The following is a 15,709-nucleotide window of genomic DNA, read 5'->3' on the forward strand; positions in this document are numbered from 1 at the left end:
GCCATCCGCCGCCGAGGTCGCGCCGGTTGTCCAGGCCGCCGAGGCCGCGCCGCCCCCGCCCGCCGCCGCCGCCGCGCCGCCCGACGCGCCGCCGGCCGAAGCCACCGGCGGCATCGCCGCGCCGCAGACCATCCGCGTCGCGGTCGAGGTGCTGGAGGACCTGATGACCCTGGTCAGCGAGCTCGTGCTGACCCGCAACCAGCTCATGCAATTGGCGCGCGCGCATCATTCCGATGCCTTCGCGGTGCCGCTGCAGCGGCTGTCGCACATCACCTCCGACCTCCAGGAGGGGGTGATGAAGACGCGCATGCAGCCGATCGGCAATGCCTGGTCGAAGCTGCCGCGGCTGGTGCGCGACCTGTCGATCGAACTGGGCAAGAAGATCGAGCTCGACATGCGCGGCGCGCAGACGGAACTGGACCGGCAGGTGCTGGAACTGATCCGCGACCCGCTGACGCACATGGTCCGCAATTCCGGCGACCACGGGCTGGAAACCCCCGAGCAGCGCCGCGCCGCCGGCAAGCCCGAGACCGGGCGCGTGCTGCTCAATGCCTATCATGAAGGCGGGCACATCATCATCGAGGTCGGCGACGACGGGCGCGGCCTGCCGGTCGAACGCATCCGTGCCAAGGCGCTGGCGAACGGCCTCGCGACCGAATCCGAACTGGCCCAGATGAACGAGCGCGAAGTGCTGCGCTTCATCTTCGCGCCCGGCTTCTCGACCGCGCAGCAGGTGACGTCGGTGTCCGGCCGCGGGGTCGGCATGGACGTGGTCAAGACCAACATCGAGAAGATCGGCGGCACCGTCGAACTGGCCTCGAAGGAAGGGCGCGGCACCACCTTCACCATCAAGATCCCGCTGACGCTCGCGATCGTCTCGGCGCTGATCGTCGAGGCCGGCGGCGAACGCTTCGCGCTGCCGCAGATCGGCGTGGTGGAGCTGGTGCGCGTCGCCGCCGGCGGCGCAGGTGCGCAGGGCGGCGTGCCGGCGGGCGATGCCGCCGGCGGGCCGCGCATCGAACGCATCAAGGACGCGCCGGTGCTGCGCCTGCGCGACCGGCTGCTGCCGCTGGTCTCGCTGGCCGGGCTGCTGCGCCTGCCCTCCCCGGCCACCGAGGCCGAGGGCTTCGTGGCGGTCATGCAGGTCGGCGGGCAGGCCTTCGGCATCATCCTCGACCGTGTCTTCGACACCGAGGAGATCGTGGTGAAGCCGGTGGCGCCGATCCTGCGCCATGTGACCATGTTCAGCGGCAACACCATCCTGGGCGACGGGTCGGTGATCATGATCCTCGATCCCAACGGGATCGGCCGCGCCTCCGGCGTGGGCGCCGATGCGCCGACCGAGGATGTGCGCCGCACCGCGACCGCCGCACAGAGCCTGCGGTCGAACGCCAGCGCGTCCCTGCTGCTGTTCCGCGCCGGCGACGAGACGCCCAAGGCGGTGCCGCTCGGCCTGGTTGCCCGGCTCGAGGACATTCCCGCCGAGCGCATCGAGATGTCGGGCGCGACGCCGGTGGTGCAGTATCGCGGATCGCTGATGCCGCTGATCCCGGTCTCGCCCGGTTGGATGCGGCCGGAGGGCGCGGCGCGCCAGGCGGTGCTGGTCTTCACCGAGAATGACCGCGCCATGGGGCTGATGGTCGACGAGATCCTGGACGTCATCGACGAACGGCTCGACATCCAGCCGGGCTCCGGGCGCGCCGGGTTCATCGGCTCGGCGGTGGTGTCGGGGCGCGTGACGGAGGTGCTGGACACCGCCTGGTGGCTCTCCCAGGCCGGCGACGACTGGTTCCGCACGGCGCGGCCGGCGGCGGCCGGGCAAGCCCGCCCGCGCCTGCTGATGGTCGAGGACAGCGCCTTCTTCCGCCACCTGGTGGTGCCCGCCCTGTCGGCCGCCGGCTACGAGGTGATGGCGGTGGACGGCCCGGCCGCCGCGCTGCGCCTGCGCGAGGAAGGCCACGTCTTCGACGCCGTGGTCTCCGACATCGAGATGCCGGAGATGGACGGCATCGCCTTCGCGAAGGCGGTGCGCGCCGGCGGCGCCTGGGAGGCGATGCCGCTGATCGCGCTGTCCTCCCGTGCCGAGCCCGGCGACGTGGCGCGCGGGCGGGAGGCCGGCTTCACCGACTATGTCGCGAAATACGACCGCGAGGCGCTGCTGCAATCGCTGCAGGACTGCCTCTCGGCGCCGCTCGCGGCCTGAGGGACCGACATCATGGAACAGATCGCCGCCGCCCCCGCGTCGCGGGCCGCCCCGCCACCTTCCCAGCGGGAGGAGGATGTCTTCCTGACCCTGAGCGTCGCCGGGCAGGGCTGCGCCGTGCCGGTGCTGATGGTGCGCGACGTGCTGGGCCCGCAGGCCATCACGCGCATTCCGCTGGCGCCGCCCGAGATCGCCGGCAGCCTGAACCTGCGCGGGCGCATCGTGACCGCGGTGGACCTCCGCCTGCGCCTGGGGCTGCCGCCGCGCGATGCCGGCACTGCGCCCATGAGCGTGGTGGTGGAACAGGCGGGCGAGCTCTACTCGCTGCAGGTCGACGAGGTGGGCGAGGTGGTGCCGCTGCCCGCCGCCGGCTTCGAGCCGAACCCGCCGACGCTCGACCCCTTCTGGCGCGATGTCTCGCGCGGGGTGCAGCGGCGCGAGGATCGCCTGATCATCGCGCTCGAGGTCGACCGCGTGCTGGCGATCGGCTGAGGGAGGGCACGGGGATGACCGACCGCACCTGCCTGGTGGTGGATGACAGCCTGGTCGTGCGCAAGGCGGCGCGACGCATCATCGAGGGTCTCGGCTTCAAGGTGAGCGAGGCAAAGGACGGCCAGGAGGCGCTGGAGGCCTGCCGCGCCCGGCTGCCCGACGGCGTGCTGCTGGACTGGAACATGCCGGTGATGGACGGCATCACCTTCCTGCGCGCGGCGCGCGCGGAGTTCGGGCCGGAGCACCCGCGCATCGTGCTGTGCACGACCGAGGCGGAGTTCTCGCGCATCGTGCAGGCGCTCGAGGCCGGCGCGCAGGAATACGTGATGAAGCCCTTCGACGCCGACATCATCCGCGACAAGTTCGAACAGGCCGGGCTGCTGGAGCCTGCCACGTGATGCCGGCGGGCGACGCGATCGACCCGCCGGCAGGCCGTGCGGGACCTGGTGGCCTGCTGTCGTGCCGCGCGCATGCCCGGGCCATGGCGGCCGGGCGCAATGCCTGGCGCGCGGCGGGGCCAGCCACGTGAGCCAGCCGCAATCCGACGTGCGGGTGATGCTGTGCGACGACAGCGCCACCGCGCGCGCCATCCTGCGCCGCCTGCTGGAGGCCGAGCCCGGCATCCGCGTGGTGCACCAGGCGGCGGATGGGCGCGCGGCGTTGGATGCGCTGCCGACGGCGCGGCCGGATGTGGTGCTGCTCGACCTCGAGATGCCGGTGATGGACGGCATGACGGCGCTGCCGCTGATCCTGAAGGCGGCGCCGCAGGCGGCGGTCATCGTCGCCAGCGCGCTGACGCAGCGCGGGGCGAAGGCGGCGATCGCCGCCTTGGCCGCCGGCGCAGCGGACTACGTGCCGAAGCCGCAGGGTGCCGCGGGCGGTGCGGCCGACCCGGCCTTCAAGGCGGAGCTGATCGCCAAGGTGCGCGGCTGGGCGCGGATGAAGCGGCAGGGCAGCGCGCCGGTCGCTCGGCCGGCCGCGCCGCCGCCACGCGCGGCCAGTGCAGGAAAGTTCCGGCCGTCGCTGGTGGCGATCGGGTCATCCACGGGCGGGCCGCAGGCGCTGGCGGCGGTGGTGAAGCGCCTGCCGCGGCTGCCGGTGCCGATCGTGGTGGTGCAGCACATGCCGGCCGGCTTCACCACCATGCTGGCCGAACACCTCGACAAGATGGGCCCGCATCGCTGCGCCGAGGCGGTCGAGGGCGAGCCGCTGCTGCCCGGGCGCATCCACCTCGCGCCCGGCGACCGGCATCTGCTGCTGGAGGCCGCGGCCGGCGGGTTGCGCGCGCGGCTGTCCAGCGGCCCGCCCGAGAATTTCTGCCGCCCCGCGGTGGACCCCATGCTGCGCAGCGCGGTGGCCGCGCTGGGTGGGCGGCTGCTGGCGGTGATCCTGACCGGCATGGGGCATGACGGGCTCGAAGGCTGCCGCGGCGTCGTCGCTGCCGGCGGCACGGTGCTGGCGCAGGACGAGGCGAGTTCCGTGGTCTGGGGCATGCCCGGCGCCGTCGCGCGCGCCGGGCTTGCCGGCCTGCTGGCGCCGCCCGAGGCGCTGGCCGAACGCATTGCCGCGCTGGCGGCCGAAAGGGTCACGGCATGACGCCCGACAGCTTCAACTTCGTCGCCGGCCTGGTGAAGCAGCGCTCCGGCATCGTGCTGACCGCCGACAAGGGCTACATGCTCGAAACGCGGCTGGGGCCGATGCTGCGGCGCGACGGGATCGGCAGCCTGGATGCGCTGGCGATGCGCCTGCGCGCGCCCGGTTCGACCGCCCTGGCGGCCGAGGTGGTCGAGGCGCTGACCACCAACGAGAGTTCCTTCTTCCGCGACGGCAAGCCGTTCGAGCACCTGAAGAAGCTGCTGCCGCGCATGGCCGCCGCGCGCCCGCCGGGGCATGTCATCCGGGTGTGGTCGGCAGCCTGCTCCTCGGGGCAGGAGGCCTATTCGATCGCCATGACGGTGCTGGAACTCGGCCCGGTCCTGGGCGGGCGGCGGGTCGAGATCATCGGCACCGACCTCTCGCGCGAAATGCTGGACCGCGCGCAGGAGGGGGTGTTCACGCAGTTCGAGGTGCAGCGCGGCCTGCCGGTGACGATGCTGGTGAAGCATTTCGTGCAGGACGGGACGCGCTGGCGGGTGAAGCCCGAACTGCGCGCCATGGCGCGGTTCCAGGCCTTCAACCTGCTGGACGATCCGCGCGCATTGGGGCGCTTCGACATCGTGTTCTGCCGCAACGTGCTGATCTATTTCGACGCGCCGACCAAGTCGCGCGTGCTGGGCACGCTGGCGGGGCTGCTGCCGCCGGATGGCGTGGTGTATCTGGGCGGTGCGGAGACCGTGCTGGGGCTGACCGAACGCCTGGTGCCGACGCCCGGCGAACGCGGGGTCTACGAACCTGCCCGGGCGGCTGCACGCAGCGCGTGAGGGCAGGCTGGCGGCCAGCCTGCCGCGACGGCGGCTGGCCAGCGATGCCACTGCCGCGGGGCGGCGCGGCGACCGGCCTGCGCCTGACGCGCGTTACCCTTCCGCCGAGAAAGCCTGGGTGCGGACCAGGCGGGCATAGAGGCCGTCGCGCGCCATGAGTTCCGCGTGGCGGCCCTGTTCCACGGCGCGGCCGGCCTCCATCACCACGATGCGGTCGGCGTCTCGCACGGTGGCCAGGCGGTGGGCGATGACCAGCGTGGTGCGGCCGGCGCGCAGACGGGCCAGCGCCTGCTGCACCAGCGCCTCGTTCTCGGCATCGAGCGCGCTGGTCGCCTCATCGAGCAGCAGGATGCGCGGGTTGCGCAGCAGCGCGCGCGCGAGCGCGATGCGCTGCCGCTGCCCGCCGGACAGGCGGGAGCCGCCCGAGCCCAGCACCGTCGCGTAGCCCTGCGGCAGGGCGGCGATGAAATCATGCGCGGCGGCGGCGCGGGCGGCGTCCTCGACCTCGGCGCGGGTGGCCTGGGCGCGGCCGGCGGCGATATTGGCCTCGGCGGTGTCGTCGAAGATCACCGCATCCTGGCCGACATAGGCGATGGCATCGCGCAGCGAGGCGATCGTCACGCCGCGGATCTCGGCGCCATCGACCAGCAGGCGGCCCTCGGTCGCGTCGTACAGGCGCGGCACCAGGGCGATGGCGGTGGACTTGCCGGCGCCGGAGGGGCCGACGAGGGCGACCGTCTCGCCCGGTTCGGCGGCGAAGCTCAGGCCGCGCAGCGCGGCGTCGGGCACGGCGCCGGTCCCGTCGGCGGCGTAGGTGAAGCCGACATCCTCGAAGACGATGCGGCCGCGGCCGGCCGGCAGCGCGGCGGCGCCGGGCGCGTCCAGGATGTGGCGCTTCTCGTCCACCACGCCGAACACCCGCGTGAGGCCCGCCAGCCCTTCCTGCAGGGCCGCGTTCAACGACCCCAGCGCGCGCACCGGGCGGGAGGCGATCAGCAGCGCCGCCACGAAGCCGGTGAATTCGCCCAGCGTGCCGCTGCCCGAGGCCACCCGCCAGCCCACGAAGATCAGCACCGCCGCGACAGCGAAGCCGCCCAGCGCCTCCAGCAGCGGGTCGAGCGAGGCGCGGGTGCGCGCGATGCCGTACAGGCTCTCGCGCAGCCGCGCGAACAGGCCGGCGGCGCGGGCTTCCTCGGCCGCCTCCAGGCGATAGGCGCGGACCACGCGCGCGGCGCCGAAGGATTCGGTCAGCGCCGCCGCGGCTTCGCCCACCCGTTCCTGCATGCCGCCCGACGCCCGGCGGATGCGCTTGCCCAGGCGCAGGATCGGCACGACGGCGATCGGGTAGAGCAGCGCCGCCACCAGCGACATCTGCCAGTCGAGATAGACCATCGACGCCACCAGGCCGATCACGGTCAGCGCATCGGCGATGGCGTTGATCGACTTGGTCAGCGCCTCGCGGATCAGCGCGGCGTCGGTGGTGAAGCGGGCGGCGTGCCGCGCCGGGGCCTCGCGCGCCACGGCGGCCAGGTCGGCGCGGGTCAGGGCGCGGAACAGGTCGTTCTGGATCGCCTCGATCACCCGCAGCACCACGCCCTGGATGGCGACCGCCTGGCCGTATTGCGCGGCCGCCTTCAGGCAGGTGACCACCACGATGACCAGCGGGATGGCCCAGAGCACATCCTGCCGGCCCTCGGTGAACAGGTCGAAGGATTGCTGGATGACCACGGGGTAGAGCGCGGTGGTGGCGGCCACGCCCAGGGTGCAGGCCAGCGCCAGGGCGATGCCGCGGCGGTGCTGCGCGACATAGCCGCGCCACAGGCGGGCGAGCAGGGCGCGGGCGGAGGTATCGAGGGCAGGGGCAGCGGCCATGGGCGCCGGGCATAGAGGGTTTTGCCGGCGGGCGGTATGGCCGGCGGGGCCACAAGCGCGGCCCGGCCTCCATCCGGCCCGGGTGGGTGTCACATTAACAGACTTGCAACCGCCGACGGCCTTGTGATAGTTCTTGTTTCGTTCCGGTGAAGGCGACGGGACCGAGACCCCCACTCATCCCCCGAGTGCGGTCCCGTCGCCGCCCCCGGTGCCGGTGGGCGCCACCGTCCGGTTGGCAGGCCCGGCGGCATCAGCGGCGATGCGGCGGGCGAGTTCGGCCAGGCATGCGTCTCGGTTGGCAGTGCAACCGCCTTCTGTCCACCAATCGCGGATCGCGTCGATCAAGCTGCCGACGATCCGGCCGGGTTCGATGCCCTGCGCCAGTACATCCCGCCCGGCCAGCGGAAACACCGGGATCGGCTCCGCGCGGATGCGGTCGCGCAAGGCCTCCCAGGCCGCGGCGCTGCCGGACCAAAGGTTCGACTGGAACCACCGCGCCGGCGGCAGCGCCTGCGCGAGCCAGGACCGGCCGAGCAGGATCGCGTGCGGGTCCTGTGCGCGCCAGCTCGTCTCCAGTCGCGCAAGAAGGCGCCGCAGGTGGGCACCCGTCAGGGACGGCGCGACGGCGAACGCGTTCGGCGGCCCGGATGTCGCGACATCACCCAGCAGCGCAGCCATCATGCCCTGCTCGTCGCCCGACATCTTCAGCCGCGCCGCGGCGTGGCCGCTGGCCCGCATCATCTGCCCCTGGTCGTCGCGGTCCAGCAGCGCGGTGAAGCGCAGCACCGGGTCGGCTGGCGCGCCCGCCGCGACCACCGCCTGGAACAGGTCGAGCGATGCCGCCTCCGGCAGGACCGCCCCCAGCACCCCCGTCTGCGCCATCAACCCCACCGCCGCCACAGGGTCCGGCACCGACATGATGCGCTTCAGCTCCAGCCATACCCGCTCGGCCGAGAGCCGACCCAGCCCCGGCACCGCACGCCGGATCGCCGCCACCGCCGCCGCGTCCGGTTGCCCCACGCCATAGCGCGCCTGGAAGCGGAAGAAGCGCAGCGCGCGCAGGTAGTCCTCGGCAAGCCGCGTGTCGGGGTCGCCGACGAAGCGCACGCGGCCGGCCGCCACGTCCGCGCGCCCGGTGAAGTAGTCGAACAGCGCGCCATCCGGGGCCAGCGACATGGCGTTGATGGTGAAGTCGCGGCGGCATGCGTCCTCGCGCCAGTCGGTGGTCCATTCCACCACGGCGTGGCGGCCATCGGTCAGCATGTCGCGGCGCAGCGCGGTGACCTCGACCGGCGCGCGGTCCAGCACGGCGGTGACGGTGCCGTGCGACATCCCGGTCTCGAACACCTTCAGCCCGGCGGCGCGCAGGCGGGCCGCGATGTCGTCGGGCGGCAGGGGGGCGGCGATGTCCACATCGGCATTGGCGCGCCGCGCCAGGGCGTCGCGCACACAGCCGCCGACGGCGCGCGCGCCGGGCAGCGCCGCCAGCACCGCCGCGACCGCGGGCGCATCGAGGAAGGCCGGGCGGGCGATGACCTCCGCGGGCGTGTCGGTCATCGGCGCGGCTCGGCCTGGCTGGGCGGGGTGTCGCTGCGCTGGAGCTGCGCGGGCACGTAGTCGCGGCTGTGCTCCATGCTGCGCGACAGCCCGTACCAGATGGCGCCGCCGATCATCAGCACGGCGCCGAGGCCGCCCAGCACCAGCACGATCGTGCTCGGTTCGGCCGAGGGGTTGGCCCGCCGCCACAGCCCATAGGCGGCGAAGGGCAGCAGGAACAGCAGGGCTTCGATCAGGTAGGGCACGGCAGCAGGATCACCCCTGCGGCGCCGGACGCAAGGCATCTTGCACGGAGGGGCATGCGGCGCCGGGGCGCGGGGCGCCGTCGCGCCTGGCGGGCAGCGCGGTCCGCGCCGCGCCGCGGTCGCGATCCGGCGGCATTGCCGCTCGTCCCGGCTCGCTCCGGCGGGTCCAGGCCGTTGTCTTTCCCACCACCTTCACCCGAGCCGATGATTCCATCGGATCGGGGTCTGCGCGCGGCACACCGCGGGCCGATGGTCATGTCTCCGCCCGGCGGCGTGCCTCGGCGGGGCTGATGCCGGCGTCGCGGAGCGCCCGCAGCGTGTCCGCCCTGTCGCGTTTTGCCAGCCGCCGTCCGGTGGCGTCCGTCAGCAGCGTGTGGTGCGCGTAGTCCGGTTCCGCCCAGCCCATCAGTGCCTGGAGCAGCCGGTGCAGATCCGTCGCGGGCAGCAGGTCCGTCCCGCGCGTCACCAGCGTCACGCCCTGCAGCGCGTCGTCATGGGTGACGCACAGGTGGTAGGAGGCCGGGATGTCCTTGCGCGCCAGCACCGCGTCGCCGAAGCGCGCGGGGTCGCAGGCGCGGCGCGTGCCGTGCTCGCGGAAGGTCAGCGGCGCGTCGAGCGTCGCGATCGCCGCCGCCATATCCAGGCGCAGTGCATGGGCCTCGCCGGCGGCGATGCGCGCCGCGCGCTGCGCCGGCGGCAGCCTGCGGCAGGTGCCGGGATAAAGCGGGCCGTCGGGCCCGTGCGGCGCGGCGGCGCTGGCGGCGATCTCGCGCGCGATGTCGGCGCGGGTGCAGAAGCAGGGATACAGCAGGCCGCGCGCCGCGAGCCGGTCCAGCGCGCCGCGATACGCCGGCAGGTGGCGCGACTGCACGCGCACGGCGCCATCCCAATCGAGGCCAAGCCAGGCCAGGTCCTCCAGGATGGCATCGGTGAAGTCCGGCCGGCATCGCGTGGGGTCGAGATCCTCGATGCGCAGCAGGAAGCGACCGCCGGCCTCGCGTGCCGCGCGCCAGGCGGTCAGCGCGGCATGGGCGTGGCCGAGATGCAGGAAGCCCGTGGGGCTCGGCGCGAAGCGGGTGACGATGGCGGTTGCGCCCATGGCGTGCAGCGGGTAGCGGGCAGGGGCGCGCGAAGCAATATCGGGCGCGCCGGGCGGAGGCGGGCGCGGCCACCTCGGCGGGCGGATGCGGTGCGCGTCGGAAGGTGGGGGAGCCGATCGTGGTGGAACTGGACGGGCCGCGCTTCGGCCCGGTGAACGGCGGCCCCCCGGATGCGCTGGTGGTGCTGGTGCATGGGCTCGGCGCCGATGGGGACGATTTGATCGACCTGGCGACGATCTGGGCGCCGGCGGTGCCCGGTGCGGTCTTCGTGGCGCCGCATGCGCCCGAGCGCATCGAGGGCCTGCCCAAGGGCCGGCAATGGTTCGCGCTGTGGGACCGGTCCGAGGCGCAGTTGCGCGCGGGCGTGCAGGCCGCCGCCGCCGCGCTCGGCGCCTTCGTGGCGGCCGAGGCGGAGCGCCTGTCCGTCCCGCCCGACCGCGTCGCGCTGATGGGCTTCAGCCAGGGCGCGATGACGGTGCTGGAGGCCGGGCTGCGCGGCGCGGTGCCGGATGCCGCCTGCGTGCTGGCCTATGCCGGCGGGATGATCGGCGGCGATGCGCTGGCCGAGGAGATCGTCGCGCGCCCCGCCGTGCTGCTGGTGCATGGCGAGGATGACGAGGTGGTGCCGGCCGCGGCCTCCCGTGCCGCGGCGGCGGCGATGGAGGCCGCCGGCGTGCCGGTGCGCGCAGTGTTCCGCCCGGGGCTCGGGCATGGGCTGGACGATGTCGGCCTCGCGGCCGGGGCGCAGGTGCTGCATGCCGTGCTGAAGGGTGCATGACAGGTCGTTGAAACTGCCGGTTGTGCGCCGCCACCAGGGTTGCGGGCGGTCGCGCCGCATGTCATGCATGCAGGGTATTCGCGGCGGCGCCACTGTATCTGGGGCCTTACCGCCGGGTCAGGCCCCCAGGTCTAGTTGGCGCGTCTCTGAAAGGAGCGGCGCTTGCCTGACGGCGGACACTTCACCGGCGGCCAGTCCTATCCGGCGCTCGTGCTGAACGCGGATTTCCGCCCGCTGTCGTATTTCCCGCTGTCGGTCTGGGCCTGGCAGGATGCGATCAAGGCGGTGTTCCTGGATCGCGTGTCGGTGCTGAGCGAGTACGACGTGCAGGTGCATTCGCCATCGTTGGCGCTGCGGCTGCCGTCGGTGATCGCGCTGAAGGAATACATCCCGGCGGCGCGGCGGCCGGCCTTCACGCGCTTCAACGTGTTCCTGCGCGACCGCTTCGAATGCCAGTATTGCGGCGAGGGGCGGCCGACCCACGAACTGACCTTCGACCACGTGATCCCGCGGTCGCGTGGCGGGCGCACGAGCTGGGACAACGTGGTCACCGCCTGCGGGCCGTGCAACCTGCGCAAGGGCAACCACCTGCCGCGCGAATGCCGGATGATCCCGCGGCTGGAGCCGCGGCAGCCGACCTCGTGGGAGTTGCAGGACAATGGGCGGGGGTTTCCGCCGAACTACCTGCACCAGTCGTGGCGCGACTACCTGTACTGGGACAGCGAGCTGGAGAATTAGAGCAGACCCCGATCGGACGGAGTCGTCTGGTCGGGCGACGATGCTCGTGAAAACAAAGACCTAGAGGCATCGAGGCGAGCCAAGGCGAGCGGAAATGGCTCTACCCGCTCGGCAGCAGCCGCTGCGCGACCAGCGCCAGGAGCTCCATCATCATGTGCGCGCAGAGCGATGCCGCCAGGCCCTGCACGTCGTGGTTCGGGCTGACGGTGTTGAAGTCGGCCGCGACGATGTTCAGCCCGGACAGGGAGCGCATCAGCGCGATCCCCTCGCGCGCCGACAGCCCGCCCCAGGCCGGGGTCGCGACCCCCGGCGCCACGGAGGGGTCGAAGACGTCCATGTCCCAGCACAGGTACAGCGGCCGGTCGCGCACCACGTCGCGGAATTCCGCCATGGCCTGCGCGGTGCCGCGGCGGACCAGGTCCTCGGTGGTGACCACGCGGAAGCCGAGCCCCTCGGCGTGGCGCACCACGCCCGGCACGCCGGTGAAGCCGCGGATGCCGACATGCCAGGTGGCGGCGGCGTCCACCAGCGCCTCCTCCGCCGCATGGGTGAACTGGTTGGAGGCGTCGTAGGGGTTGGCCGGGTCGTAGGGATAGGCGTCGGTGTGGCTGTCCACATGCAGCGCGACCAGGCCCGGGTGGTGCCGCGCCGCGGCGCGCATCAGCGGCAGCGAGACCGATCCGTCGCCGCCGATGCCCACCGGGATCGCGCCGGCCTGCAGGATGGCGTCGGCGGCGGCCTCGATGCGCGGATGGGCCTCATTGATCCGGCCCGGGGTGATGCCGGCGACATCGCCGCAATCGACGGCGTTGAGCGCCGCCGGCAGGTCGAAATCCGCCAGCGCCGGATGGTGGCGGCGGATCAGCGGCGATTGCGCGCGCACCGCGGCGGGCCCTTCCCGCGAGCCGATGCGGAAGGGGTGGATGCCGCAGTCGAAGGGCACGCCGAGGATGGCGACGCGATTGCCCGGCCGCGCCGGGCCGGCGGGGATGCCGAGGAAGGTGGGCGGCGCGGTAAACAGGGGCTCGCTCATGCCGGGGCGCCTTCCGTGGTGCTGGGCCGCTGCGTCGCGCGGTGACGTGGGTGGTCGTGCATCCGGGTGCTCCGCCGCCGCCGCTCAGCCCGCCGCCGCTTCCTTCGGCATTGCATTGTACGCGCCCACGCCCTCGCCGAGCTTCGCGTTGTTCGACTCGCGCAGCTTCGCCGCCGCCTCGTCGTACAGGAAGGGCAGGAAGGCGTAGCGCACGCCGCCGGTCACCGGCAGCGCCTGGTGCAGCAGGGAACAGGAGAACACCACCGCGCCCCCGGTCGGCGCGCGCCACGACCGCCGGCCGTATTCGGGGAAACGCAATTCGCCGCCGACGAATTCCTCGGCATTCAGGTTGATGGTCACGGCGAAGCGGCGATGCGCGGTGCCGCCGGTGGTGTTGTCGCGATGCGCGGCGAAATGGCCGCGCTCGGCGGAATCGTAGCAGGCGACGATGTAGCGTTCCATGCGCGTGCCGTCGAAATGGTGCACGCGCTTCAGCTCGGGCACGATGCGCCGCAGGATGCGTGCGCGCGTCGCGCTGCGCAGGCCCTGGTCGTCAATGCTGCAATCGCTGCGCCGCTTCATGGCGGGGTCGAAGACGCCGACGGTCTTGCCGTTCTCCTCGCGCATGAAGCCGGACGGATTGCCGCCCTGCGCCTGATAGTAGCCGATCAGCGCGCGGCAGAGTTCCGGTTCGAAGATGCGCGGCAGCACCAGCACGGGGGGCGGGATGTCGGTGCCGCCATGCGCATCCGGCGGCGGCAGGGCCGCGAGCCGCGCCATGATCGCCTCGGCCTCGGCCAGCGGGCGGGTCTCGATCACGCGCAGCATGGGGTCGATCAGCACCCAGGCCGGCGTGTAGATCGGCGCGCCGCCATCCGGGGCCGGGCGCACCACACCGGCGTCCCGCGCCACCGCGCCGTCCAGGTCGAACAGGAAGCGGATGCCCGGAAGCGCCTGCACCAGGCGGGCTTCCGCGCGGTCGGCCGGATCGGCGCTGATGCCGAAGAAGCAGGCGGTGTCGTCGTCGAAGCGGTCGCGGTTCGCCGCCACGGCGGCGAGCGCCGCCTGCGCGAAGGGCTGGGTCGACGACCCCAGGAAGGCCAGCAGCACGTAGCGCCCGGCCACCGAATGGAAGGCATAGCGCGGGTTGTCCGTGGACGGCAGGGTGAACCAGGGAAACGGATCGCCGGGCAGGACCTTCATGGCGACGTCGATACCATGGCGGCGCCCGCCGGTTCCAGGCTTCAGCCGACGGTGACGCGCGCCTCGGTCCGCGCGCTGCGGCCGCCTTCGTCGGTCCAGGTGAAGTCGAAGCTGCTGGTCCGTTCGATGCGCACGAAGAAGACGTGATACGGGTTGGCTGCGGTGCCGTTGCGGACATCCGCCGCCAGCACCGTCTCCCCGTTCATGCGCACCAGCAGGCGGGTGAGCATGTCGCGCCGCGCGCCGGCCTGGTGCAGGCCGGTCTCCATCGGGTGTTCGATCAGCGTGCGGATCTCGATCACCTCGCCGGCGCGGGCGCTGCGCGGGATGCGGATGCGCGGCGGGCCGAGCGGCGCGGTCATGTCAGGCAGCCCCCGGTGGTGACGCGGATCTCGGCGGTGGCGCGCCGCACCCTTCCGTCGTTGGATTGCGCCAGCACGATGATGCGCTGCGCCTCGGCCAGGCGGATGCGGGTGTGGACCTCGGCGCGCGCGAGCAGCGGGGTCAGGCTGAAGCTGGCGACGCCCGGCGCCGGGTTGGCGGTGGCGAACACATGGATGCCGGTGATGTGGTCGGCCGCGGTCATCGGGCTGTCGGCCAGGATGGCGATCGGCACCTGGCCGCCATTCTCGGCCGTGGCGGGCACGCGCAGCGCGATGCCGCCATCGGTGATGGGCGCGTCGCCCACCGCGTCGCGGATGGCGCGCTGCAGCGCCGTGTCGTCGGCGGCCGCGGCGCCGGCCGGCAGCAGGGCCAGCGCCAGCAGGGAACGTCGGGTCGTCATCAGCCGAACATGGATCGCGTGATGCTGTCGTACCAGGCATCGGCATGCAGGGCCTCGGCCCGGCGCTGGTCAGGCAGGTTGCCGCGCGGGGAGACGCCGCCGGAATTGGGCACCTCGGCGATCGCCGTGCCGTCCGCGTTCGGGCGGAAGATGTTGACGACCGAGATGCCGTAGTCCTGCCCGACATGGCTGTAGCAGGTGTTGAAATACACCGGCTCGGGCACCGGCTGGCCGCGGTGCAGCGCCACCGCCGCCGCCACCGCCTGCTTCGAGGTGGTATTCGCGATGAAGCCCGATTTCGGCATCGGGCCGGGGATATTGGCGTCGCCGATCACATGGATGCCGGCGGCGGCGCGGGCCTCGAAGGTGCGGGCGTTCACCGGCACCCAGCCGGTGTCGTTGGCAAGGCCCGCGTCGATCGCCAGCGCGGCGGCCGATTGCGGCGCGATGACGTTGGCGACGTCGACCTTGTGGCGGGTGCCGAATTCGGTCTCCAGCACGCGTTCGCGCACATCGACCTTGACCACCTTGCCGTCGCGGTTGCCCGGCACCCATTCGATCATGCCGGGATACAGCGCGGCCCAGCCATCCTGGAACAGGCCCTGCTTGCTGAAGGCCTCCTTGGCATCCAGCGCCAGGATCTTCGAGCGCGGCTTATGCCGGCTGAGGTAGTGCGCGATCATGCTGATGCGCTCATAGGGGCCGGGCGGGCAGCGGAAGGGGTTGGGCGGGATGGCGATGCCGACCACGCCGCCATCGGGCATGGCTTCCAGCTGGCGCCGCAGCAGCAGAGTCTGCGCGCCATCGGCCGGCACCCAGGCATGGGGCATGATGTCGGCGGCGGCCTGGTCGTAGCCCTCGATCGCGCCCCAGCGCAGCGCGATGCCGGGCGACAGGATCAGCCGGTCGTAGGCAAGCGTCTGCCCGCCGGCCAGGCGCACGGTCTTCGCGACCGCATCGATGCCGGCGGCGCGGTCCTGCACCACCGTCACGCCGCGCGCGCGCAGCCCGTCGTAGGAATGGGTGATCTGGCCGATCTGCCGTTCGCCGCCCAGCAGCAGGTTGCCATAGGGGCAGGTCACGAAGCGCGGCTGCGGTTCGACCAGCGTGACCTGCACGTCGGGATGGGCGCGCCGGGCAAAGGACGCCGCCGAGGCGCCGCCGAAGCCGCCGCCGATCACCACCAGGCGCATCGCCGCCTGCGCGCGCAGCGGCGCCGGCGCGGCGAGCATCGCGCCGGCTGCCAGCAGCGCGCGGCGGGGAAGGTTCGTCGTCATGCTGCGT

General features: G+C 73.0%; 16 protein-coding genes. 7 read left to right on the top strand and 9 right to left on the bottom strand.

Annotated elements, in window-relative coordinates; genetic code table 11:
• The 5 genes from LQ222_RS20460 to LQ222_RS20480 all read left to right on the top strand — a co-directional run.
• On the top strand, window positions 1-2,203 hold a 2,203-nt coding region (locus tag LQ222_RS20460; RefSeq protein WP_230168702.1), incomplete at its 5' end, for a chemotaxis protein CheW.
• A 12-nt stretch (window positions 2,204-2,215) separates the two neighbouring features.
• On the top strand, window positions 2,216-2,695 hold the full coding sequence (locus LQ222_RS20465) for a chemotaxis protein CheW (RefSeq protein ID WP_230168703.1): 480 nt from the start codon (window positions 2,216-2,218) through the stop codon (window positions 2,693-2,695).
• A 14-nt stretch (window positions 2,696-2,709) separates the two neighbouring features.
• The gene (locus tag LQ222_RS20470; RefSeq protein ID WP_230168704.1) at window positions 2,710-3,093 is read left to right on the top strand and encodes a response regulator; all 384 of its coding nucleotides are present in this window, start codon (window positions 2,710-2,712) and stop codon (window positions 3,091-3,093) included.
• Between the two features lie 127 nt (window positions 3,094-3,220).
• On the top strand, window positions 3,221-4,291 hold the full coding sequence (gene cheB / locus LQ222_RS20475) for a chemotaxis-specific protein-glutamate methyltransferase CheB (protein WP_230168705.1): 1,071 nt from the start codon (window positions 3,221-3,223) through the stop codon (window positions 4,289-4,291).
• On the top strand, window positions 4,288-5,115 hold the full coding sequence (locus LQ222_RS20480; protein ID WP_230168706.1) for a protein-glutamate O-methyltransferase CheR: 828 nt from the start codon (window positions 4,288-4,290) through the stop codon (window positions 5,113-5,115). Before cheB ends, LQ222_RS20480 begins: the two co-directional genes overlap by 4 nt.
• Before the next feature lie 93 nt (window positions 5,116-5,208).
• On the opposite strand, the gene LQ222_RS20485 is transcribed toward LQ222_RS20480, so the two are convergent.
• From LQ222_RS20485 to gluQRS, 4 genes are all read right to left on the bottom strand, one after another.
• A complete protein-coding gene (locus LQ222_RS20485; protein WP_230168707.1) occupies window positions 5,209-6,987 on the bottom strand; it encodes an ABC transporter ATP-binding protein in 1,779 nt (592 codons plus the stop codon).
• A 174-nt stretch (window positions 6,988-7,161) separates the two neighbouring features.
• Window positions 7,162-8,544 carry a CCA tRNA nucleotidyltransferase gene (locus LQ222_RS20490; protein WP_230168708.1) on the bottom strand — a complete coding sequence of 461 codons (1,383 nt, stop codon included), beginning with the start codon at window positions 8,542-8,544 and terminating at the stop codon, window positions 7,162-7,164.
• Window positions 8,541-8,789: a hypothetical protein gene (locus tag LQ222_RS20495; RefSeq protein WP_230168709.1), complete on the bottom strand. Its 249-nt coding sequence runs from the start codon at window positions 8,787-8,789 to the stop codon at window positions 8,541-8,543. Before LQ222_RS20495 ends, LQ222_RS20490 begins: the two co-directional genes overlap by 4 nt.
• A 253-nt stretch (window positions 8,790-9,042) precedes the next feature.
• Entirely contained in the window at window positions 9,043-9,888 is an 846-nt protein-coding gene (gene gluQRS / locus LQ222_RS20500) for a tRNA glutamyl-Q(34) synthetase GluQRS (RefSeq protein WP_230168710.1), read from the bottom strand.
• Between the two features lie 104 nt (window positions 9,889-9,992).
• Between gluQRS and LQ222_RS20505 the strand changes: the two genes are divergently transcribed.
• Both LQ222_RS20505 and LQ222_RS20510 read left to right on the top strand, forming a co-directional pair.
• Window positions 9,993-10,667, top strand: coding sequence for an alpha/beta hydrolase (locus tag LQ222_RS20505; RefSeq protein WP_230168711.1), 675 nt, complete (start codon window positions 9,993-9,995; stop codon window positions 10,665-10,667).
• Window positions 10,668-10,829: 162 nt separating this feature from the next.
• Entirely contained in the window at window positions 10,830-11,405 is a 576-nt protein-coding gene (locus LQ222_RS20510; RefSeq protein WP_230168712.1) for an HNH endonuclease, read from the top strand.
• A 100-nt stretch (window positions 11,406-11,505) separates the two neighbouring features.
• Here the strand turns inward: LQ222_RS20510 and LQ222_RS20515 are convergent, their stop codons facing one another.
• From LQ222_RS20515 to LQ222_RS20535, 5 genes are all read right to left on the bottom strand, one after another.
• Entirely contained in the window at window positions 11,506-12,438 is a 933-nt protein-coding gene (locus LQ222_RS20515) for an arginase family protein (RefSeq protein WP_230168713.1), read from the bottom strand.
• Window positions 12,439-12,522: 84 nt separating this feature from the next.
• Entirely contained in the window at window positions 12,523-13,641 is a 1,119-nt protein-coding gene (locus LQ222_RS20520; protein WP_230168714.1) for a 2OG-Fe(II) oxygenase, read from the bottom strand.
• 41 nt (window positions 13,642-13,682) lie between these two features.
• Window positions 13,683-14,003 carry a thiosulfate oxidation carrier complex protein SoxZ gene (locus tag LQ222_RS20525; RefSeq protein WP_230168715.1) on the bottom strand — a complete coding sequence of 107 codons (321 nt, stop codon included), beginning with the start codon at window positions 14,001-14,003 and terminating at the stop codon, window positions 13,683-13,685.
• A complete protein-coding gene (locus LQ222_RS20530; RefSeq protein WP_230168716.1) occupies window positions 14,000-14,425 on the bottom strand; it encodes a thiosulfate oxidation carrier protein SoxY in 426 nt (141 codons plus the stop codon). Before LQ222_RS20530 ends, LQ222_RS20525 begins: the two co-directional genes overlap by 4 nt.
• Entirely contained in the window at window positions 14,425-15,702 is a 1,278-nt protein-coding gene (locus tag LQ222_RS20535; RefSeq protein ID WP_230168717.1) for an FCSD flavin-binding domain-containing protein, read from the bottom strand. The genes LQ222_RS20530 and LQ222_RS20535 overlap by 1 nt, the downstream gene beginning before the upstream one ends.
• Between the last annotated feature and the right edge of the window lie 7 nt (window positions 15,703-15,709).

It is taken from the genome of Roseomonas sp. CECT 9278, from assembly GCF_918698155.1.
Taxonomy (GTDB): Bacteria; Pseudomonadota; Alphaproteobacteria; order Acetobacterales; family Acetobacteraceae; genus Neoroseomonas.